The organism is Type-C symbiont of Plautia stali, assembly GCF_059730935.1.
Genome location: NZ_AP035923.1, coordinates 2,125,544 through 2,145,021 on the forward strand (window position 1 = coordinate 2,125,544; position 19,478 = coordinate 2,145,021).

17 protein-coding genes and 1 pseudogene are annotated in these 19,478 nt (G+C 56.3%); 10 read left to right on the plus strand and 8 right to left on the minus strand.

Annotation, left to right across the window (positions count from 1 at the left end; all coding sequences use genetic code 11):
- Nucleotides 1-245 precede the first annotated feature (245 nt).
- Nucleotides 246-2,342 carry an FUSC family protein gene (locus AC6I7J_RS09965; protein ID WP_498005534.1) on the plus strand — a complete coding sequence of 699 codons (2,097 nt, stop codon included), beginning with the start codon at nt 246-248 and terminating at the stop codon, nt 2,340-2,342.
- Here AC6I7J_RS09965 and AC6I7J_RS09970 read toward each other — a convergent pair.
- Nucleotides 2,339-6,922, minus strand: coding sequence for an ATP-dependent helicase (locus AC6I7J_RS09970; protein ID WP_498005536.1), 4,584 nt, complete (start codon nt 6,920-6,922; stop codon nt 2,339-2,341). The genes AC6I7J_RS09965 and AC6I7J_RS09970 overlap by 4 nt on opposite strands.
- Before the next feature lie 127 nt (nt 6,923-7,049).
- Nucleotides 7,050-8,477 carry a purine-cytosine permease family protein gene (locus AC6I7J_RS09975; protein WP_215480317.1) on the minus strand — a complete coding sequence of 476 codons (1,428 nt, stop codon included), beginning with the start codon at nt 8,475-8,477 and terminating at the stop codon, nt 7,050-7,052.
- 275 nt (nt 8,478-8,752) lie between these two features.
- Here AC6I7J_RS09975 and AC6I7J_RS09980 point away from each other — a divergent pair, with 275 nt between their 5' ends.
- Nucleotides 8,753-9,283, plus strand: a complete 531-nt coding sequence (locus AC6I7J_RS09980; RefSeq protein ID WP_058769804.1) for a GNAT family N-acetyltransferase — start codon at nt 8,753-8,755, stop codon at nt 9,281-9,283.
- Nucleotides 9,284-9,368: 85 nt separating this feature from the next.
- On the opposite strand, the gene AC6I7J_RS09985 is transcribed toward AC6I7J_RS09980, so the two are convergent.
- Nucleotides 9,369-10,148 carry an alpha/beta hydrolase gene (locus tag AC6I7J_RS09985; protein WP_021506032.1) on the minus strand — a complete coding sequence of 260 codons (780 nt, stop codon included), beginning with the start codon at nt 10,146-10,148 and terminating at the stop codon, nt 9,369-9,371.
- 228 nt (nt 10,149-10,376) lie between these two features.
- Here AC6I7J_RS09985 and AC6I7J_RS09990 point away from each other — a divergent pair, with 228 nt between their 5' ends.
- The 5 genes from AC6I7J_RS09990 to AC6I7J_RS10010 all read left to right on the plus strand — a co-directional run bounded on the left by AC6I7J_RS09990 (nt 10,377) and on the right by AC6I7J_RS10010 (nt 14,416).
- Complete coding sequence (locus AC6I7J_RS09990; protein ID WP_021506033.1) at nt 10,377-11,108, plus strand: YoaK family protein; 732 nt, start codon at nt 10,377-10,379, stop codon at nt 11,106-11,108.
- Between the two features lie 146 nt (nt 11,109-11,254).
- Nucleotides 11,255-11,809: a type IV toxin-antitoxin system AbiEi family antitoxin gene (gene abiEi, locus AC6I7J_RS09995; RefSeq protein ID WP_498005539.1), complete on the plus strand. Its 555-nt coding sequence runs from the start codon at nt 11,255-11,257 to the stop codon at nt 11,807-11,809.
- Nucleotides 11,784-12,701, plus strand: coding sequence for a nucleotidyl transferase AbiEii/AbiGii toxin family protein (locus tag AC6I7J_RS10000; RefSeq protein ID WP_498005541.1), 918 nt, complete (start codon nt 11,784-11,786; stop codon nt 12,699-12,701). Before abiEi ends, AC6I7J_RS10000 begins: the two co-directional genes overlap by 26 nt.
- A 180-nt stretch (nt 12,702-12,881) precedes the next feature.
- Nucleotides 12,882-13,397: a phenolic acid decarboxylase gene (locus AC6I7J_RS10005; protein ID WP_058758650.1), complete on the plus strand. Its 516-nt coding sequence runs from the start codon at nt 12,882-12,884 to the stop codon at nt 13,395-13,397.
- 770 nt (nt 13,398-14,167) lie between these two features.
- Complete coding sequence (locus AC6I7J_RS10010; RefSeq protein ID WP_159378161.1) at nt 14,168-14,416, plus strand: YxzC family protein; 249 nt, start codon at nt 14,168-14,170, stop codon at nt 14,414-14,416.
- A 39-nt stretch (nt 14,417-14,455) separates the two neighbouring features.
- Here the strand turns inward: AC6I7J_RS10010 and AC6I7J_RS10015 are convergent, their stop codons facing one another.
- On the minus strand, nt 14,456-14,608 hold the full coding sequence (locus AC6I7J_RS10015; protein WP_072208518.1) for a SymE family type I addiction module toxin: 153 nt from the start codon (nt 14,606-14,608) through the stop codon (nt 14,456-14,458).
- A 29-nt stretch (nt 14,609-14,637) separates the two neighbouring features.
- Between AC6I7J_RS10015 and AC6I7J_RS10020 the strand changes: the two are divergent.
- Nucleotides 14,638-14,937 (plus strand): annotated as a pseudogene (locus AC6I7J_RS10020) (SMI1/KNR4 family protein); the annotation flags it as partial.
- Between the two features lie 593 nt (nt 14,938-15,530).
- Here the strand turns inward: AC6I7J_RS10020 and AC6I7J_RS10025 are convergent.
- Both AC6I7J_RS10025 and AC6I7J_RS10030 read right to left on the minus strand, forming a co-directional pair.
- Nucleotides 15,531-15,974, minus strand: coding sequence for an NUDIX hydrolase (locus AC6I7J_RS10025; protein WP_058780564.1), 444 nt, complete (start codon nt 15,972-15,974; stop codon nt 15,531-15,533).
- Between the two features lie 297 nt (nt 15,975-16,271).
- Entirely contained in the window at nt 16,272-16,517 is a 246-nt protein-coding gene (locus tag AC6I7J_RS10030) for a hypothetical protein (protein WP_498005544.1), read from the minus strand.
- Here AC6I7J_RS10030 and AC6I7J_RS10035 point away from each other — a divergent pair.
- Nucleotides 16,467-17,054: an SDR family oxidoreductase gene (locus AC6I7J_RS10035; protein ID WP_498007222.1), complete on the plus strand. Its 588-nt coding sequence runs from the start codon at nt 16,467-16,469 to the stop codon at nt 17,052-17,054. The genes AC6I7J_RS10030 and AC6I7J_RS10035 overlap by 51 nt on opposite strands.
- 40 nt (nt 17,055-17,094) lie before the next feature.
- Here the strand turns inward: AC6I7J_RS10035 and AC6I7J_RS10040 are convergent, their stop codons facing one another.
- Entirely contained in the window at nt 17,095-17,928 is an 834-nt protein-coding gene (locus AC6I7J_RS10040; protein ID WP_215785906.1) for a LysR family transcriptional regulator, read from the minus strand.
- A gap of 109 nt (nt 17,929-18,037) precedes the next feature.
- On the opposite strand from AC6I7J_RS10040, the gene AC6I7J_RS10045 reads away from it, so the two are divergent.
- Nucleotides 18,038-18,772 (plus strand): SDR family oxidoreductase, encoded by a 735-nt coding sequence (locus AC6I7J_RS10045; RefSeq protein WP_058758553.1) that lies wholly within the window; start codon nt 18,038-18,040, stop codon nt 18,770-18,772.
- A 3-nt stretch (nt 18,773-18,775) separates the two neighbouring features.
- On the opposite strand, the gene yeiL is transcribed toward AC6I7J_RS10045, so the two are convergent.
- Nucleotides 18,776-19,468: a transcriptional regulator YeiL gene (gene yeiL, locus AC6I7J_RS10050; protein ID WP_260641938.1), complete on the minus strand. Its 693-nt coding sequence runs from the start codon at nt 19,466-19,468 to the stop codon at nt 18,776-18,778.
- Nucleotides 19,469-19,478 lie beyond the last annotated feature (10 nt).

The following is a 19,478-nucleotide window of genomic DNA, read 5'->3' on the forward strand; positions in this document are numbered from 1 at the left end:
TCTGCGACACATTTCTGCCGCTGAAGGCAGATTGCTGCTTTCTGCGGCAGTGACAGCGCAGATATCCCGCCGGCGACCCGCCGATCGCTGCATTCGATTAGTTTCCTTAAAGCATTCTGTGCCTGATGTCAGGCGCGTATGAACACCGTTTTCGATTACGAAACAATTTGTCGTAGTTATCGGGATGAGCGCCCGCCAGATTCTGGCAGGATACGCCGCACTTAGCGCCTTCTGGTCTCCGTGACATGCAGTGGTTTTCGAAAAACGCCGTTTTTTTTGCTGTAAAAACCTGTCTGGCCGCCTTTCTGGCATTGTATCTGGCTCTTGAACTGAATGTTGATCGTCCCGCCTGGGCGCTGACCACGGTGTTTGTGGCATCGCAGCTTTATTCGGCCTCCACCATCTCCAAATCGCTGTTCCGCCTGCTTGGCACGCTGCTCGGTGGCGTCTTCATCTTTTTTATCTTTCCGCTCACCGTGGCGCATCCGCTGCTGTTCAGCCTGTGTATCTCACTGTGGATGAGCCTGTGTCTCTATCTGTCGCTGCACGACCGCACGCCGAAAAGCTATGTTTTTATGCTGGCGGGCTACAGCGCCGCGATTATGGGTTTCCCGGAAGTGACGACGCCGCTCGGTATCACCAGCACCGTGCTGTCACGCATTGAGGAAATTACTTTAGGCATTGTGTGTAGTAGCCTGGTGCACGCGCTGTTGTTTCCGGTCTCGATGCGCAGTCTGCTGGAGCAGAGCGTCAGCCAGTGGTATCTCAACGGGCGCAAGCTGTGCCGCGATTTACTCTCTGGCATTTCCGCAGACCGATCGCCAGAACGCGACGAAATCCTGACCCGCATGGCCACTAATCCGCAGCAGGTCGAGATCCTGATTACCCATTGCGTGTACGAGGGCGACGCGGCCCGGCGGCTGATTCGCCTGGTCAGCACGCAGTATCAGCATCTTTCATACTTAATCCCCACGCTGACGGCGATTGAGATGCGACTGCAGCGGCTGGCGGCGCGCCAGATTGCCTTTCCTGCCTGGGTTGAGCAGACCCTGCAGCAGTTCCTGCTGTGGCTGAATGACGGCGAAGCGGTGGGCGATGTCATTGGCATTCAGCTGGAACTGAGCCTTTGTCAGGATCGGCTGAATGCGGCGTGGCGCAACGGCGAATTGTCTACCGAACACTGTCTGCTGTTTACCGGCCTGCTGGAGCGGCTGGTGGATTTTGTGCGTATCGCCGGGGCTTACCAGAGCGTGGGCGGGCTGGTAAGCGATCTGTCAGGCGACACCACGCTGGCGCGCGGTAAACGCACGCATCGCTTTTTCGACAAAGGGCTGATTCGGCTGTCGGCGCTGACGGCATTTTGCGCCACCTTTGGCTCCTGCCTGCTGTGGATGGCGACCGGCTGGCGCGACGGGGCATCAGCGCCAGTAATGGCCGCGATTCTCAGCTCCTTCTTCGCCAGCCTCGATACGCCGCTGACCTCAATGAAGCTGTTTATTCGTGGGGTGATCGTGGCGATCTTTATCAGCGTGATTTATGTCGCGCTGCTGCTGCCGCAGGCAACCTCGTTCGAGGCGCTGATCCTCTGCCTGGCCCCGGGTTTGCTGCTGCTCGGGCTGATGATTGCGCGACCGGCCAGCAACATGATCGGTCTGAGCGTGGCGATTCAGATCCCCGGCTTTATCGGGCTCGGACATCATCTGAAACCCGATCTGGTGCTGCTGGTGAATAACGCGATTGCTTCAATGGCCGGCGTGCTATTTGCGGTGATCCTGACCGCGCTGATGCGCAACAAGCGGCCATCGTGGACCGCGCGCCGTGCCGTGCGTCACGGTCTGCGTGAACTGCTGCGCTTTATCAAGGAGATTGAGCGCAACGGCTCATCGCTGCTGGGACGCCAGCGTTTTATTGGCCTGATGCTGGATAAGGTCAACGTGGTGCTGCCACGCCTGCACCTTGATCCGCAGTCCGATATGGCGCCGGCGGGAATGCTGCTGACCGAGGTGTGGCTGGGGGTCAATAGCTTTGACTACTACGCGCGCCATCAGGCGCTGCTGAGCCGTTATCAGCTGGACAGCGGGCAGATGTTTCACGAGCTGGGACTGTTTCTTAAGCGCAGGCTGAAGTCGCTGCAGACGCCGCCGCATGAGGATTTGCAGGAGGAGCTCGATGTGCTGCTGATGCAGCTGGAACAGCTGGCGCAGCGTGACGAGGCGCTGATGCTGCCGCTGTTTCATCTGTTCAGCATCCGGTTATACCTGTTTCCGCAACTTAGCTGGCCGGTGGCGACGCCGCGTCAGGCCGAACGCCTGCAGCAGCATCGTTACCGCCTGCAGGCTTAGCCATACCAGCTGTAGCCTTTCGGCACGCGGGAAAAACCGGTGGCTTTCAGGGCCGGTAGCAGCGATGACTGGCTGGCCGGCTGATCGTCCACCCGTTCGAGAATGAAGCTGTGGGTTTTCTCCCGGCGTAAGGCCTGGCCCAGCGCCACGATGGCGGCCTGACGTTGGTCCTCAGAGATGTCGCCAAAAGTTAACAGCTCTTTACCACCCGGCGGCAGCCACAACATAACGCGCCCATTGCCAATCACCACCAGTGCGCCGCTGCGGCGGGTAGGCCGCACGCCACCGACGCTGAGCGGCCACGCCAGCTGCACGCCAAAGGGATTGGCGGGATCCAGCACCGCCAGCGCCACCGGCGGGTGCGTGGCCTGCGCGCTGCCGAGCTGGCGCAGCCGGTCGATGGCCGGATTTTCAGCAAACTGCGCGCCGCCCATACCAGCAACAAAGCGGCCGCGCAGCAGCCGTCCGGCATCCTCCATACCGCGCAACAGCGGCTGCAGCGCCGGAAAGCCGCCGGGAATCTGCTCTGCCACGGCGGCACCGCGCGTGATCACGCCAAAGCGGTCGAGCATATTTTCAGTCAGCGCCAGGGCGCGTTCGGTATCGGCCAGCGGCTGCCGCACAATCAGCGACCAGCGTCCGGCCATGCTGTTGAGCGAGGGCTGCGCAGCTGCACTGCGGCTGGCCGCGAAACTGGCCCGACTGTGGCGACTGCGCGCAGGACGGGCCGGGCGTGGACGCGGCGTGTGGCTGGTGGTGCTGAGCTGGCGCAGCGCGGCCCAGGTATCCATGGTCAGATAGCCGCGCCATACCAGTTCCCACATCGCGGCAAAGACTTCGCCGGGATCGACAGCATGTTCAGGCTGCGCCATCACGCGCGGCAGCAGCTCGCGGGCGAACCAGCCGCCACCGTCCTGTAACTGCGCCACAATCGCCTGCTGCAAAGGTGACAACGTCACATTTTTACCCTCATCAGGCACCGGTAACGTTTCACTGGCAAACTCACTCAGGTGCAGGGAGACCAGTCCGTCCTGCGCGCCAGGTGCCCGCTGGCCACTCCAGATGACTTCACCGGAAGAGAGCAGCTCATCCAGCATCGCTGGCTGATAATCACGCACCCGCGCCGGCAAAATCTGGCTTTCCCACAGCGAAACCGGCAGCGCCACGCCAGCCAGTTGTTCAATCACCCGCACCACGCCGTTGATACCGGCAAAGGCGCCCTGCGCCGCAGCTGCCGCGACATCGCTCAGCAATCCCTGCCGCTCAAGCAGAAAAGCCACGTACGCCGGCGCTTCGACCGGTCGGGTGGCCTCACGCGCCGCCTGTAGCGATCGCACGCGCAAACGACGAAATACGCTTTCCGCTACCCATTGCGTTGACGCATCGACCGCAGGCGAGAGGAAATCGCCTTTCAGTACGCGTTGCTGCTGACGCAGCTCCTCCAGCGTGTCGTCGACCACGGCGCGGCCCAGACCAAAGCGGGCGGCGATTTGCAGACTGGTGGCGACAGCGTGGGTGCACAGATAGCGATTAAGTAAGTCATGCAGCGGACGGGCCACCGGCGCGAGCAGCCCGGCGGGCAGATCAGCTGGCAGCGCCGTGCCCAGTGCGTCGCGCAGCCGCACGCCATCTTCGGCGACAGCCCAGCGCGTCTCTGCCGCAATCGTAACCTGAATGATGCGTTGCGCCTGTTGCAGCGCGGTTAGCAGCGGCATCAGCGCCGCCTCGCCGTTGTAGCGCGCTGTGATTTCCGGCACAGCGAGCGGCCCCAGCTCGCGCAGCAGATCAACCACAGCTTCCTGAGTGCTGGCCTGATAATCGGGGACGGTGCGCTGAAGCTCCTGCTCAACGCGGGCCACCACCTCGGGTGCCAGCAGTTCGTGCATCTCAACCTGGCCCAGCAGATCGCTCAGCAGCGTGCTGTCGAGCGCCAGCATTGAGGCGCGCCGCTCCGCCTGCGGCGCATCGCTGGCATACATGAATTCGGCGACATAGCCAAACAGCAGCGGCGCAGCAAACGGTGAGGGCATATCGGTGGTAACTTCAGTCAGCTTAACCTCGCCCTGTTGCATACGCGCCATCAGCTGATGCAGCGCCGGCAGGTCATACACGTCCTGCAGACATTCCCGCGCGGTTTCGATCAAAATCGGGAAATCGTCGAACTGCCGCGCCACTTCCAGCAGCTGCCCGGCGCGCAGCCGCTGCTGCCACAGCGGAGAACGTTTGCCGGGATTGCGGCGCGGCAGCAGCAGGGCGCGCGCGGCGCATTCGCGGAAGCGGGCGGCAAACAGCGCAGAATGTCCCACCGCAGCCGTCACCTGTCGCTGGAGTTCGTCCGGCGCAAACAAAAACAGTTCAGCGCCTGGCACCCGGCCTTCGCTGTCAGGGAAGCGCGCGACAATGCCATCATCGCTGGCGACCACGGCCGGATCGAGCCCCATCTGACGGCCAATCCGCTCAGCGATGGCCAGCGCCCACGGCGCATGCACGCGCTGACCATAAGGGGAATGCAAAATCACGCGCCAGTCGCCGGTTTCATCGCGACAACGCTCAATCAGCAAATTGCGATCGTCAGGCACCAGGCCTGTGGCGGCAATCTGTTCGTCGATGAGCGCACGAATGTTGTGTCGGGCATTGGCGTCAAGGTTGTCGCTGCCGGGCAACACCCCGCTGGCGGCATGTCGCAAATAGCGGCCAATGGCTTCGCCGAGTGTCGCCGAACGCCCGAGACTGTCGCCGTGCCAGAAGGGCAGGCGCGCCGAGCGACCGGGTGCCGGCACCACCACCACCTGATCGTGCGTAATTTGCTGGATGCGCCACGAGGTGGCGCCAAGCGTGATGATGTCGTTAATTCGCGACTCATACACCATCTCCTCATCCAGTTCACCGACCCGGCGCGCTCCGGACTGTTCTTCGCCCTCCGGCAGCATCACGCTGAACATCCCGCGGTCCGGAATGGTGCCACCGCTGGTGACGGCCAGATGCTGCGCGCCCGGGCGACCGCTTAAGGTTTGCTGTTGTCGATCCCAGATGATGCGCGGGCGCAGGTTAGCAAATTCGTCCGAAGGGTAGCGGCCAGACAGCATGTCCAGCACCGCATCGAAGGCGTTACGCGGTAACGTTTTGAACGGATCGGCACGACGTACCTGTTGATACCACGCCTCGACTGACAGGGTGTCCATGGCCGCCGCCGCCACCGTATGCTGGGCGAGAATATCGAGCGGATTGTGTGGCAAAGCGATAGCATCCAGTTCGCCTGCCAGCATCGCGTCTACCGTCACGGCCGCATCAACCAGATCGCAGCGCGTGCGCGGCCAGATAATGCCTTTCGGCGTACCGCCGACCTGGTGACCGGCACGGCCAATACGCTGCAGCGCGCTGGCCACCGAAGGCGGTGCCCCGACCTGAATCACCAGATCGATATCGCCCATGTCGATTCCCAGTTCAAGACTGGATGTCGCCACCACGCAGCGCAGTTCGCCGGCTTTCAGGGCGTTCTCAATCTCCAGCCGCTGCTCTTTCGACACCGAGCCATGATGCGAACGGGCAATATACGCTTCAGCAGGCGTGGCGCGTTTTTCGGTTCCACCGCTAAAAGAGCCATAGGCGAGGGCTGGCTCTGCTACGCCCTGCTCCGGCGCGGCGCGTCGCGCATACAGTTCATTGAGCCGTGCGGTGAGTTTTTCCGCCAGCCCACGCGAATTGGTAAACACCAAAGTCGCGCGATGGCGCAATACCTCATCCAGAATGCCGGCTTCAATATGTGGCCAGATGGAACCGGCGGCGAGGCTGCTCTCCTGCGCGGCGCGCGCATCGGGACGCTGCTGGATGTCCGTCATGTCCTCTACCGGCACAGTAATTGTCAGCTGCAGCGGCCGCTGCGCCGGCGGGTTGACGATGCGCGCAATACCCGCGCCACCGAGGAAAGCCGCCACCGCTTCTGGCGGTCGCACGGTGGCCGACAGGCCAATGCGCTGAGCAGGCTGCGCCAGCAATACATCGAGCCGTTCCAGGCTGAGCGCCAGATGGGCGCCGCGTTTACTTCCCGCCACCGCATGAACTTCGTCAATAATCACGGTCGAGATGCCACGCAGCGTTTCGCGGGCTTTTGACGTCAGCAGCAGGAAAAGCGATTCCGGGGTAGTAATCAGGATGTCCGGCGGCCGGCGCTGCAGCTTTGCCCGTTCGGCGCTGAGCGTGTCGCCGGAGCGCATGCCGACCTCCAGCGTGATTTCCGCCTCACCCAATTCCGCGCGCTCAGCGGCAACGCCCGCCAGCGGTAGCGCCAGGTTACGCTGCACGTCAGCCGCAAGCGCTTTAACCGGTGAAATATACAGAATGCGCGTCTTGTGACTGCGCGCTACGGGTTCGTCACGGCTGCGCTCGCGATACAGCGCGTCGATCGCATGCAGAAATGCCGCCAGCGTTTTGCCGGAGCCGGTTGGGGCAATCACCAGGCAGTGTTGTCCGCTGGCGATGGCGCGCCAGGCTTCCTGTTGTACGGGAGTCGCCGCCGGGAAAGTGCGGCGAAACCACTGTTGCGTGGCCGGGGTGAACAGTGAAAGCGCTGAGGCTGGCATCCATGACTCCTGCATTCTCGAAAGGGCGATCAGCAGTGTAGCGTGCCGCAGCGTTTACGGCATTATCAGGATATTGCCGATGAGGGCGGCGCGAAAACACGCGCCGCAGCACTAATATGTGACAACGTCACTGAGGATAAACAGAGTCGGCCAGTTTCCCGCGTCGATCAAAGCGACGTGCGGCCAGCCACAGCAATGCGGTAACAAACCAGCCGATGATCCATGACACATCGTTGCCGGCAAAAATCCACGTCAGGGAACCATGATGCAGCGGGTTATCAATGAACGGCAGCTGTACCAGCACCCCGAGGAAGTAAATGATAATGCCGGCCCAGTTCCAGCGACCGTAGCGGCCATCCGGTTGCGACAGCGCGGGCACATCGACTTTCCCTTTGGTAATCAGATAAAAATCCGTCAGGCTGATGGCGCTCCACGGCACAAAAAAGGCCAGCAGGAACAGCAGGAAGTGGGTAAATGATTTGAGAAACGCCGGTTCGCTGAGCAGCGCAATGATGCAGGAGAGCGTCACCATCAGCACCACAAACAGGATACGTCCGCCACGGCTGATCGCGGTTTGCTGGCGAAAACCGGAGACAATGGTGGTCAGCGACATAAAGCTGCCGTAGGCATTGAGCGTAGTGAAGGTGATTTTGCCAAAGCAGATGGCGAAGTAGATAACCATCGCCATGGTGGCGCTACTGCCCAGCCCGACGATGTAGCCCACTTCATTACCGGAGAACGCTTTACCCGCAATTGCAGCCACAATGACGCCCAGCGTCATGGATGCCTGCGTGCCCAGCACGGTGCCAAAAAACACCGAACTGAACAGCTTTTTCGCGGAGACATCCACCGGCAGATAGCGCGAGTAGTCCGACACATACGGGCAAAACGCAATCTGCCATGACGAGGAGAGCGATACCGCCAGCAGAAAACTGGCAACGCTGAAGTGCTGATTTTGCCAGACGGTCGCTAAATCGTGGCTGGAGAGTAGGGTGATGAACAGGTAAACAAACGCCAGCACGCCGATGACGCTGGCCACTTTGCCGAGTTTATGAATCACCCGATAGCCGAGCACCGCAATCACGATGATGATGGCGCTGAAGATGATCATGCCGGCTGCATTGCTGACGTTGACCAGCTTCGCCAGCGCCTGGCCGGCCAGTACCGTGCCGCTGGCCGAGAAGCCCACATACATAATGCACACCAGCACCAGCGGGATCACCGCGCCAAACACGCCAAACTGCATACGGCTGGTGATCATCTGCGGCAGGCCAAGGCGCGGGCCCTGAATCGCGTGCAGCGACATGATGGCCGCGCCGACGATCTGTCCCACCAGTAAACCGACAATCGACCACACCACATCGCCGCCCAGCACCACCGCCAGCGCACCGGTAACAATGGCGGTGATCTGCAAATTGCCGCCAAACCACAACGTGAACTGGCTAAACGGATGCCCGTGACGCTCGCTGAGCGGGATGTAATCAATGGAACGTGTTTCTGACAGGCGCTGTTTCTCTGCACCTGAATAATCTGCGGCAGGTATCTGAGCGGACATAGTTTCCTCGCTGGAACGGCTAAAGGTGGTTAGTCATTGATTTTTCTTGTTAGTCAGTAGTAAATGTCACGAAACATACATGTATATACATGTAGCGATATTGTCACGAGGTTGATGAGGTTACAAGCTGACCGGTCATTGGAAATTGTGATGACGCTGGCAATGTTGTCCGTTAATGTCAGGAGCCTGGCCGGTAACGGACGCGCACAAAGGCGATGATGCGCTAACTACAGACCCACTAACTGTGGCGATCAGGACAACCCGGGGAGGGAATCATGCAGGCAGTGATTGAAACAGAACGCTTACGACTGGAACCCTTTGCGCTAAGCCATCTCGCCGGCTTGCGCGCGATGGATGATGACCCGGAAATCATGCGTTATATCAATGAGGGACAGGTGAAGAGCGAGGACGAGACGCTGGCGACCATTGAGCGCGTGCAGCAACGCTGGCAGCGCTATGGTTTTTCCTGGTGGGCGCTGCGCGAGAAGAGCAGCGATGACATCGTCGGTGCGGCTTGTCTGCAGCATCTGGCCCATCAGGAACAGGCGCCGCTGGAAATTGGCTGGCGACTGTTGCGCAGCAGTCAGGGAAAAGGGTATGCCACCGAAGCCGCCACGGCGATTGTGCAGTTTGCTACCGGGCAGATTGGCGTGGATTATCTGGTGGCGGTGGCACATCCGGAAAACCTTGCATCCCATCGGGTGATGCAGCGGCTGGGTATGCGCTATCGCGGTATTGAGCAGCATTACGACCAGCCCTGTGTGGTTTATGAACTGGATATGAAGAGTGCCCCAGCGCATTCATAAGACAGGGCGCGCACCCTTTCTGGCGGCGCGATTTATCACGCAATAAATCGCGCCGCTATCAAACATGCACCCGGTAAGGGTGCGCTCAATACCCTGGTACGTGTGCGGCTTTCATAATCAGATTTGCCACCGCCTGCGGCTGGGAAATCAGCGACACATGGCTGGCCTTGAGTTCGATGGTCTGCGCATGCATGCGTTTCGCCATAAAGCGCTGCAGATCCGGATTGATAGTGTGATCCTCCGTAGACACCGCATACCAGCTCGGTTTGCTATGCCAGGCCGCCACGCTGGTTTTCGCCTGGGTAATGGCTTTACCCATCGGCTGCTGAACGGCGTAATAAGCCCGCGCTTCGCTTTCCGGCAGATCGCCGGCAAAGTCGTGGATAAACGCTTGTTCACTGAGCGCGCCAAAGCCATCGTCACGCCACTTCAGGCCAGCGGCAACGGGTGCTGCAGGGAACTTTTTGGTGAGCGCCGGATAATCTTCACCGGCCTCCGGCGCGCGCGCCGCGATATATACCAACCCCTTCACTTCAGGTTCATCGCCCGCCTGACTGATAACCATGCCGCCGTAGGAGTGCGCAACCAGAATCACCGGTCCGTCCTGCTGTGCCAGCGCGCGTTTCACCGCCGCCACGTCATCATTCAGCGACGTCGTTGGGTTTTGTACCGCGGTGACGTGCAGACCTTTCGCCTGCAACAGTGGGATGACTTTGCCCCAGCTGGAGCCATCAGCGTACAGGCCATGGACCAGCACAATATTTTTTACTTCCTGCGGCGCGGCAGCGCTGTCGGCGTGCGCCAGTCCGGCACTCAGGGCAGAGATTACTAGCGCCGTCAGCGCCGTGATTTTGCGTAATGTCATGATCGGTCCTCATAATTAATCGGGGTTCATGCACCACTGTAAGCGCCGGGGACCAACATTCCGCTGACGTGGAAATGACAAAAAAATGACAGCGACACGATGTGGCAGCGGGGGATTTAAAAGTAATAAAAGCAGAGGATTAGCCGTGAGTCGGAGCATAGCCGCTATGCTTGATAAGGATGAGACCCGACCAACCCGAGAATCTCTCAAAGGAGTGCTGAATAGATTATGCTGTTGCGCAAGAAGAAAATCCGCTCTCACAGCGAAGACCGCCTGCTGGCGTTAACGCTGGCCACCACGGCCGGTATCCTCAACGCCATGGCGTTTGGCGCATTTGGTTTTTTCCCTTCCCATATGACCGGCAATACCTCGCAAATTTCGGCAGAGGTGAATGGTTCTGACCTGCACGATCTGCTGTTTCTGGCCGTGCTGATTTTTGCTTTTGTCTGTGGTGCCATGCTGGCGCGTTTGACGGTAGCTTACGGCCTGAAGCGGAATCTGCGCACCATTTACTGTCTGGTGCTGCTGGCCGAGGGTATTTTCCTGCTGCTGACCTCCCTGGTAGAAATCCTGTGGTATTCCGAACGAAACAACGGCGAAATTCTGGTTACGCTGAGTTTGCTGATGGGCATCCATAACTCAACCTCGACTCAGCTTTCCTCCGGTCGCGTTCGCTCCACGCACGTGACCGGCACACTGACCGACGCCGGCATCGCGTTAGGCTCCTGGCTGCGCGCATCCTTCAGTCAAAGCGAGGCCGCCGATCGCGATGGCCACCGAACCGTGCTTTTTACTCATTTGGTCACGATTTTCTCATTTCTGTCCGGCTGCGTTGTCGGCTATCTGCTGTTCAGGCACCTTGGATTTGAAGCGATGGCGGGGTTGGGCATTGTGCTGGCGCTGATCGCTGTCGGTGGCATCGCCAGAACCCTGCATTTAACCGGCATGCGATTTTGGTAACACCGACGAAGAGTTTCCAGATTTGAACCAGGTGGACTAAGTGCACATGAATACTACTTATTGCTGGTATTCATGTGCACTTGAAAGTGCAGGGCAAATCATGTACACATGAATACTCTATAAATGTGGTTTTCCCGTAGACTTATATGAACAAAATGACGGCAATCGAGCGGCTTAATGCGTTTGACAGGCAGGGGCGCTATGTCTTTGCTGTGCGTGATTTAGCCAAAGTCTTTTATGACGACAGTGACAAAGCTTTCAACGCTGGCCTGAACCGTCTGGTGAAGGACGGCATCCTGCAGCGCGCCAGCCGTGGCGTCTATGTTTACGCCTATGCGAGAAGTAAAGACGCTTACACGCTGGAAAGAATCGTACAGACGTTGCGCAGAGGAGAATACAGCTACCTGAGCCTGGAATCGGCGTTATCGGCTTACGGTGTAATTTCACAAATCCCGATGGGGCGTCTTACCGTTATGACCACGGGCCGTTCTGAAGAACACATTACGCCTTATGGCGTGATCGAATTCACGCATACCAAACGATCGCCTGAACAAATTTTGCAGGACACCATTTTGGGCGAGTCACCTTTGCGCCTGGCAACCAAAAAAGCCGCACTGCGCGATTTACGTCGGGTGGGGCGTAATACGCATCTGATTGATAAGGCGGAAACGAACGATGAATCAGAAAGTCAGTTTCACTGAACTGGTCTCTAAGGTCATGGCTTCAGCGCAACTCGAGGGTATGCGTAACGTAGTGGAAAAAGAGCTTTTACACTACGACATCCTTTACTGTCTGGATAAAGCGGGTCTGCTGCAAAACCTGACGTTTCAGGGCGGTACCTCTTTGCGGCTATGTTATGACGGCAATCGGTTTAGCGAGGACCTGGATTTCGCTGGCGGCATCAACTTTTCCGGTGCAGATTTAAAAAACATGAAGGTCTGTATCGAAGACTATCTCGGCACGCGTTACGGTTCAGAAGTTACGGTCAAAGAGCCGGCAGAACTTCGCCGCCAGCCGGGCTATGAAGAGATCAGAGTCGATAAATGGCAGGTCTCCGTGACGACGGCACCCGAAAAGCGCGATATGCCTAAGCAACACATCAAGGTCGAAGTTGCTAATATTCCCGCTTACAGTCGCAAACCGTTACCGCTGAGCCGCAATTATCCGGTGTTGCCGGATGGCTACAGCGATACGCTGGTGATGTGTGAAAGTCTCGACGAGATCATGAGTGACAAGCTCATTTCCCTGGTTGCGACCACCAAATACCTTCGTTACCGCGATGTCTGGGATTTACCCTGGCTGATGCAGCAAGGCGCTGCGTATGATGTGGGCTGGATTCGGCAAAAAATCGAGGATTACCGGATTCCTGACTATGAAAAGTTATTAAAACAGCGACTGGCTGGTATCGAAAACATCGTCAAAGACGGACGTTTTTACAACGAAATGCGCCGTTTCATACCCCAGCAGGTATTTGCCAGAACGCTGGGACGGGCAGAATTTACCGATTACATCGCCGAACGTTTGACCTCGCTGTTGCAAAGATTGCAGCGAGATTTAGCAGGAAAACGGCCAGACGACGCCTTCAGAATGTAACAGCGACGCTGGCCCGGCGTACAGAGGAGATAAAAGAGCAGGGGACGGGCGCTGTCAAGCCGGCAGCACGCTCAGGAAGCGGATTTTTTTGTTAATTTGCCGTCTGGTTTTCACACAGGCGCTATAACTTACTATTCCTGCTTCAACAAACTGCTGATGAGGTAAACAATGGATAACACCATGATAACGGATGAATTTTCCAAAGATTTGTCTGCGTTTGTCGGGACGCATTTCGTTTATACCTATGATAATGGCTGGAAATATGAGTGGTACGCGCGCAACGCGACGACCTGTGATTATCGTATCCATCAGGGATTGGTTGGTGGCCGTTGGGTGACCAATCAAAGCATGAATGCGGTGCAGTTCGCACCGGGCATTTATAAAGTCGACTGGCACGAGCCGACAGGCACCTGCGTTAGTCTGCTGTTTGATATCAACCGCAAGGTGATTCACGGCACCATCTTTTTCCCGCAGTGGATTGCCGGCGAAGGACAGCATCCGGAAAAAACCATCTGCTATCAGAATGAATTTATTGAAGATATGCATCGTTTCCGTGATGAAGGGCCAGCGTATCCGTACGTGGTGATTCCTGAGTTTGCCAAAGTGACCTACATGAAGAATGAAGGTCCGGATAATGATGCCGTAATCAACATGCCGCCGGGACAAATGCCGGAAGATTATTTTAAAGATAAATGAGGGTGGCAATCCGCTGACGGCGCCGGGTTCGGTCGCCATGAATGGCGACCCTGCGATTGTGCAGTGCGGAGTGGCATTGCAGGGTGCGCATTGATGCGCACCAGAGTTACTCGTGAGTGGTATCCAGCAAACAGACCGATCGCGCTACGTGAAATCTGGCAAAAGCGCTGAGGGATAACCGGGAAGTTTTCGCGTAGCGTTGTCATGCTGGATGAGCTAAAGACATGATAAAAGCCACAAAGTGCGAAGCTAACCGGGCAAGCTGTAGGGTGCGCATTGATGCGCACCAGGATAACGTCGTGGTGTCGCGAGATTCGTTGTCATTGTGGATGAGCGAAAGAGATAGCTGAAGCTAACCGGGCAGTCTGTTGTAGGGTGCGCATTGATGCGCACCAGGATAACGTCGTGGTGTCGCGAGATTCGTTGTCATTGTGGATGAGCGAAAGAGATAGCTGAAGCTAACCGGGCAGTCTGTTGTAGGGTGCGCATTGATGCGCACCAGGATATCGCCGTGGTGTCCATCAAACAGACCGGTGGGATAAGTTTTCACATAGTGTCGCCGTGGTGGAATGCGTTGTGGGCCTGGTAAGAGGCGTGAAGGGCGAAACTGAAGGATTGAGATACCTGATCAGACACCTTATTTAACATAAATGGTATGAGACGTTGGATCATTCAGGCAATGTGAGAAGTGTTGCGCCTTAGCCTGTTACTGATGAAAAAAATCATCATATTTTTGATGCTGATAGTAACTACCAAGGGAGGAGATAATTATGAATATTCTTCCAAACAGGGAAATGCTTAAGGAAGTAATACAGCAGCTTAATGCAGGTGTTATAAGTCGTTCACAGGTATCTGAATGGGCTTTTTCAATCATAGATGATGAGGAAATCAGAGTGAAAGACCAAATTGTTTGGAAAACTCTGGAATGTTTAGGTGCAGTAGATATTCCTTCGACAGACCGTGACTACCTCTATGGGACAGATGATTTTATAGACTGGTTAAAATCACTGGATGAATAGCTAATAAATCCCGGCCATCGAGCCGGGATTTTTACATTATCACTCAGCCGCCAGCCGGATGATCATCTGCCCCGGTGTGGTGATCACCTCGACCTTCTGCCCGGTATCAAATCCCAGCTCAGCCATCCAGTGGCCGCGCAGGGTGATGGACGGTGACGGCCGATGCTTCAGGTGGTCGCGGATATATCCCACGGTATAACGTCTAAGGTTTTTTAAAGGAGTATGTTGGCGGCGAAATTGGTGGCGAGGAAATATATAGTATCTATGGCATAAATTTTAAGGATATCTGTGGTGGAGATATTGTTTATCAGAATCTAACTGATGTGAAAAATGCTAAGGCAAAAGAAAAACAACTAGTTGTGAGTGAAACTGATTTTGGTGAAATATTCTATTTTGACTACTCGCAACTTAAAGATGGAGAGTGTCCAATATTTCAGAGGTTACCCTCTGAAAATTCACTGCATTATGCGAACAACTTCTATGAGTTTTTGTGTAAGCGAATTGAAGCTCACCTGAATTAGTTTCTATAATTTTACTTTCCCGCCTATAGCTGGCGAGATTTTTTGTACTGATTTCCTTCGGCGGCAGACAACATATGTTTTTGGATAACCATCATAATAGGGGTGTTTAGCTTGCCTTTAAGCTACATCTGACTGATCAAAATGATGGTCTTAAGCCTTAATGCTGAAGAGCTGAGTAAGGGAAGATTCACTGTTACACGAACTATTTTGACCCAACAAATACAATCCCGACCATCGAGCCGGTAATGTTAAGAGTATCAGTCAATAATCATTAGTGCCGCTGTGGGGATAAGAGGCGTAAAGGGCGAAACTGAAGGATTGCGCTATCTGACGGGATATCTTATTTAACATAATATACATTATGCGCCATTTGATCGCAAGGGCAAAGCTGACCAGGCCGCTTAGGCTACCTGCTGAAAATCCTGAAATACCTGTATAAATTCTGCAAGCATTGCCCTGAGTTCATGCTTCAAACTTTGCTTTCCTGAGCTTGTGTCTGCTCCACTGAACATACTCTGATCACCTGCAATAAGATTCCATTTGAAAGCGGCAATGATAGATTCACACGCTCAACGCTATGACACGTCGCGTAATTAATCCGGCAATGTGCAGAGATCAGCAATATTTGTTGGATAAACGACGTCGCGAGTGTTTCGCAGCTCAGTAAGATCCCACCAGTGATAACTATCAATGACTGACTTTTCATTTTCAGTCCAACCACTGGTACGGATATCTTCATCTCCAACTTTAATTAAATAAAATCGTTCATTTGCCAAAACCACCTCACCGCTGGGAAGCGTCATTTCAAAAATGCGCTCAGTTAACGGCTGACCCACATCATCGACATAAAAGCCTGTTTCTTCTCTGAGCTCTCTGATAGCTGCCTGTTCAAAAGTCTCTCCCGGTTCAACGCCTCCGCCGGGTGTGGCCCAGTATTCTCTGCCTGACAGGGCATTATTTTTATGCTTAAACCAGAATAATAAAACCTGATTAAGAGGATTTATAATAAGCAAACGAGCCGAATCGCGGGTGCGCACTTTATAATTCCTTTATGATTTTTAATACAAATCAGCATAACTGATCATGGTCAGAAAACGAAACGCCACAGGCTACAGTAACAGGACGACAGGATAGACATCCCTCCCCGGCTCGCTATATAGTAAGCGCGCATCTCACTTCTGACTTGCCGTAGGCGTTACCGTCATCCAACGCGCCCTGAACCGGAATGGGCCTCTGCGCAGAGGAAAACCGGAACAGCGCCACGGCATCATTCACTCTTCATACGCATCCTGTCTCACCGGGATCGATTGCAGTGCGTCACTGCGCGTGGCCTTTCATTCTTTGACTGATAAGGCACCACCATGAAACTGACCAACAACACCCTGCTCATCACCGGCGCTACCAGCGGTATTGGCCGTCGTCTGGCCGAGGCTTTTCACGATCGCGGTAACCGCGTCATTATCACTGGCAGACGTTAGGCGCTGCTCGATGAAATCACCGCCCAGCGTCCGGCCATTACCGGCTTTGCTCTGGACGTTAACGACGCCACCGCCCTCGCCCGCTGTTCCGCGGCGATTCACGCGCAGTTCCCGCATATCAACGTGCTGATCGCCAACGCCGGTATCTCGCAGCCGGAAACGGTGACGGCAGACGAATGGACCAGTGATATTGCTGAGCAAATCGTGATGACCAACATCCTCGGTGTGATTCGCGTCACCGCCGCTTTTTTACCGCTGCTGCGCCGTCAGCCGCAGGCCACGCTCATGGCAACCAGTTCCGCGCTGGCCTTCCTGCCACTGGCCAGTTTTCCCACCTACTGCGCCAGCAAAGCCTTTCTGCATTCCTGGCTGGTTTCGCTGCGTCATCAGCTGCGTAATACCCCGGTCGAGGTGCTGGAAATGCTGCCGCCATATCTACAGACGGCGCTGACCGGTAATCAACAGCTCAGCGATCCCCGCGCCATGCCGCTGGACGACTATATCGCGCAGATTCTGCAGATGCTGGAAAATGGCCCGGTCGCGCGCGGCGAACTGCTGCTGGAGCGTGACCATGCGCGGCGCTGGGCCGAACGCGACGGCAATTTTGACGCCATATTTGACATGATGAACCCGCGCTAATCCGCTTTGATCCGGTGCGCCCGGCAGCGCACCGGGTCTGTCATGATGTACGCAAAGGTGCGCCGTGGCTGAAGTGCGCCAGCACCCGTTCTACCGCCGGATTGGCCTGCGCCTGAACCGCATAGCAAATGCCGACACGCCGCATCAGCGGCTGACCGGGTAAAGCGCGCCAGGCCAGACGATGACGCGCAGCAACCAGCGGCGCCGGCGCAATGGTGACGCCAAAGCCGGCTTCCGCCAGATCCAGCGCCAGCGCGTAGCTGCCGGCGTTGGCCGCTGCCGCACCCGCACCGTAAAACGGCAGCAGCCGCTGATGTGACTCATCAGTCGGCACCATCACCCACGGCAGCGGATGCAACTGATCATGGGTCAGCGTTTCCAGCTGATTTAGCGCATGACTGGCGGGATACGCCAGCACGTAGTGCTCTTCAAACAGCGGCATAAACAGCTCGTCTTCGCAGCGCAGGCTTTCACACGCCAGCCGGATATCGCCCACGCAACCGGGCTCGACATTAAGCAGCACCGTGGGAAAATGTTGCCGGATGGCCGTCAGCAGTTGCGCCAGCTGGGCGGGCGCGACATCCCCTTCGACGCCAATCTTTAGTGGCAGGCAATCCGACGGCTGCCGAAAGCGTGTGACCAGCGCCTGCATATCGCTGAGCATCTTGCGCGCCTGCGGATAAAGGACACGAGCGTCCTCCGTGACCTCCACGCCGCGCGGCCTGCGGATAAAAAGCGTGGTGGCCAGCTCCTCTTCCAGTAGCTTGATCGTGGCCGAGAGCGCGGGCTGCGTCAGATTGAGTAACTGTGCGGCGCGCGTGATGTTGCGCTCCTCAAACACGCAGATAAAAGCTTTTAGCTGTCGCTTATCCATAGAAAATCATTATATCGGCGAAAGAAATAAACCATTTTTCACCAACTGCCCCGCGATTTAAAGTGCACGCCTCAGCTTCGCCATTAATTTTATCTATGAGGAAGTCATTATGACGCAGAATGTTAAACCTTTAATCGTCATCACCGGTGCCAGCTCCGGTATCGGTCTTGCCACGGCGAAACTGCTTTCGGCGCGTGGACATGCCCTGCTGCTGCTGGCTCGCCGTATCGATCGTATGACGGCACTGAATCTGCCCAACGCCCTGTGCCGCGCGGTTGATGTGACCGATCGCCACGCATTTACCGCCGCAGTGCAGGATGCTGAGCAGCAGTTTGGCCCGGTCGATGCGCTGATTAACAATGCGGGCGTGATGCTGCTCGGCGCGATTGAACAACAGGATGCCGGCGAATGGGATAAGATGTTCGACGTCAACGTGAAAGGCCTGCTCAATGGCGTGCAGGCGGTCACCGCAGGCATGATTGACCGTAAAAGGGGCACGATCATTAATATCAGCTCAGTGGCCGGACGTAAGACGTTTCCTAATCACGCAGTGTATGTTGGCACTAAATTCGCTGTGCATGGCATGTCAGAGAACCTGCGCGAAGAGCTGTCGCCGCATAATGTACGCGTGATCGTTATCGCACCCGGCGCTGTTGAAACCGAGCTGTTGAGTCACACCACCAGCGAAGCAATCAAGGACGGTTATCACGCGTGGAAAGCCGAAATGGGCGGCAAAGTGCTCAGCGCAGACGACGTGGCCAGCGCCATCGATTACGCCTATTCACAGCCGCAGTCGGTATGCGTGCGGGAAATCGTGCTGGCGGCCACCCGCCAGGGCGCATAAACCTCAGTGACCCGGCAGCGCTGCGCCGGGTTCCATCTCTTCGGCTAAGGCCGTCAGCGCCGCGCGGTTACCGATCGCATAACCCCCCTGCTGCTTACGTAGCACTCCTTCTGCGCTGAACTGCGCAAACACATACAGCAGGTGGCGATAGGTCACGCCAAGGTACTCCGCTACCTGCGTATGCTTCTCTTTATACACATCGTCATGCTGAGTCAGCAGGATAAAGGCCGCCAGCCGGTTAACCAGCGGAAACGCCTGATTGCGCGTTGAGGTGACAATATTGCGGAAATTCTTTTTCACCAGGCCAAGGCAGGCGTGGCGCAGGAACTGCGCATCATTTAATAATAGCGTGCGGCAGGTTTTCACCGGCAGCGCCAGGCACCAGCAGGCTTCAATCGCCTGCACCGCGCGTGAAGCATGCGTTTCATCCAGCACTTCAATCTCGCCAATAAAACAGGGCGCATTAAAGAAATCCACCAGCGAAATACGGCCATTGGCCAGCGTGACATACAGTTTGGTGCGACCGCGCGCCAGATAAAACATATACGCCGGCAGAGCCCCCTCGCGCACAATATAGTCCCCGGCAAGAATATGAAATAAATGTGTGTGCGGGATCACATCGGCTGAAAATTTATCGCAATAGCCGGATGCCATTATTAACTGCTGCTTCAGCGCGTCATTATTTATTTCTTTCATCATTCGATGT

Excerpts from the sequence above, each read along its gene's own strand:
- AC6I7J_RS09965 (WP_498005534.1), top strand. The coding sequence starts at position 246 with ATGCAGTGGTTTTCGAAAAACGCCGTTTTTTTTGCTGTAAAAACCTGT.
- AC6I7J_RS09970 (WP_498005536.1), bottom strand. The coding sequence starts at position 6,922 with ATGCCAGCCTCAGCGCTTTCACTGTTCACCCCGGCCACGCAACAGTGG.
- AC6I7J_RS09975 (WP_215480317.1), bottom strand. The coding sequence starts at position 8,477 with ATGTCCGCTCAGATACCTGCCGCAGATTATTCAGGTGCAGAGAAACAG.
- AC6I7J_RS09980 (WP_058769804.1), top strand. The coding sequence starts at position 8,753 with ATGCAGGCAGTGATTGAAACAGAACGCTTACGACTGGAACCCTTTGCG.
- AC6I7J_RS09985 (WP_021506032.1), bottom strand. The coding sequence starts at position 10,148 with ATGACATTACGCAAAATCACGGCGCTGACGGCGCTAGTAATCTCTGCC.
- AC6I7J_RS09990 (WP_021506033.1), top strand. The coding sequence starts at position 10,377 with ATGCTGTTGCGCAAGAAGAAAATCCGCTCTCACAGCGAAGACCGCCTG.
- abiEi (WP_498005539.1), top strand. The coding sequence starts at position 11,255 with ATGAACAAAATGACGGCAATCGAGCGGCTTAATGCGTTTGACAGGCAG.
- AC6I7J_RS10000 (WP_498005541.1), top strand. The coding sequence starts at position 11,784 with ATGAATCAGAAAGTCAGTTTCACTGAACTGGTCTCTAAGGTCATGGCT.
- AC6I7J_RS10005 (WP_058758650.1), top strand. The coding sequence starts at position 12,882 with ATGATAACGGATGAATTTTCCAAAGATTTGTCTGCGTTTGTCGGGACG.
- AC6I7J_RS10010 (WP_159378161.1), top strand. The coding sequence starts at position 14,168 with ATGAATATTCTTCCAAACAGGGAAATGCTTAAGGAAGTAATACAGCAG.
- AC6I7J_RS10040 (WP_215785906.1), bottom strand. The coding sequence starts at position 17,928 with ATGGATAAGCGACAGCTAAAAGCTTTTATCTGCGTGTTTGAGGAGCGC.
- AC6I7J_RS10045 (WP_058758553.1), top strand. The coding sequence starts at position 18,038 with ATGACGCAGAATGTTAAACCTTTAATCGTCATCACCGGTGCCAGCTCC.
- yeiL (WP_260641938.1), bottom strand. The coding sequence starts at position 19,468 with ATGAAAGAAATAAATAATGACGCGCTGAAGCAGCAGTTAATAATGGCA.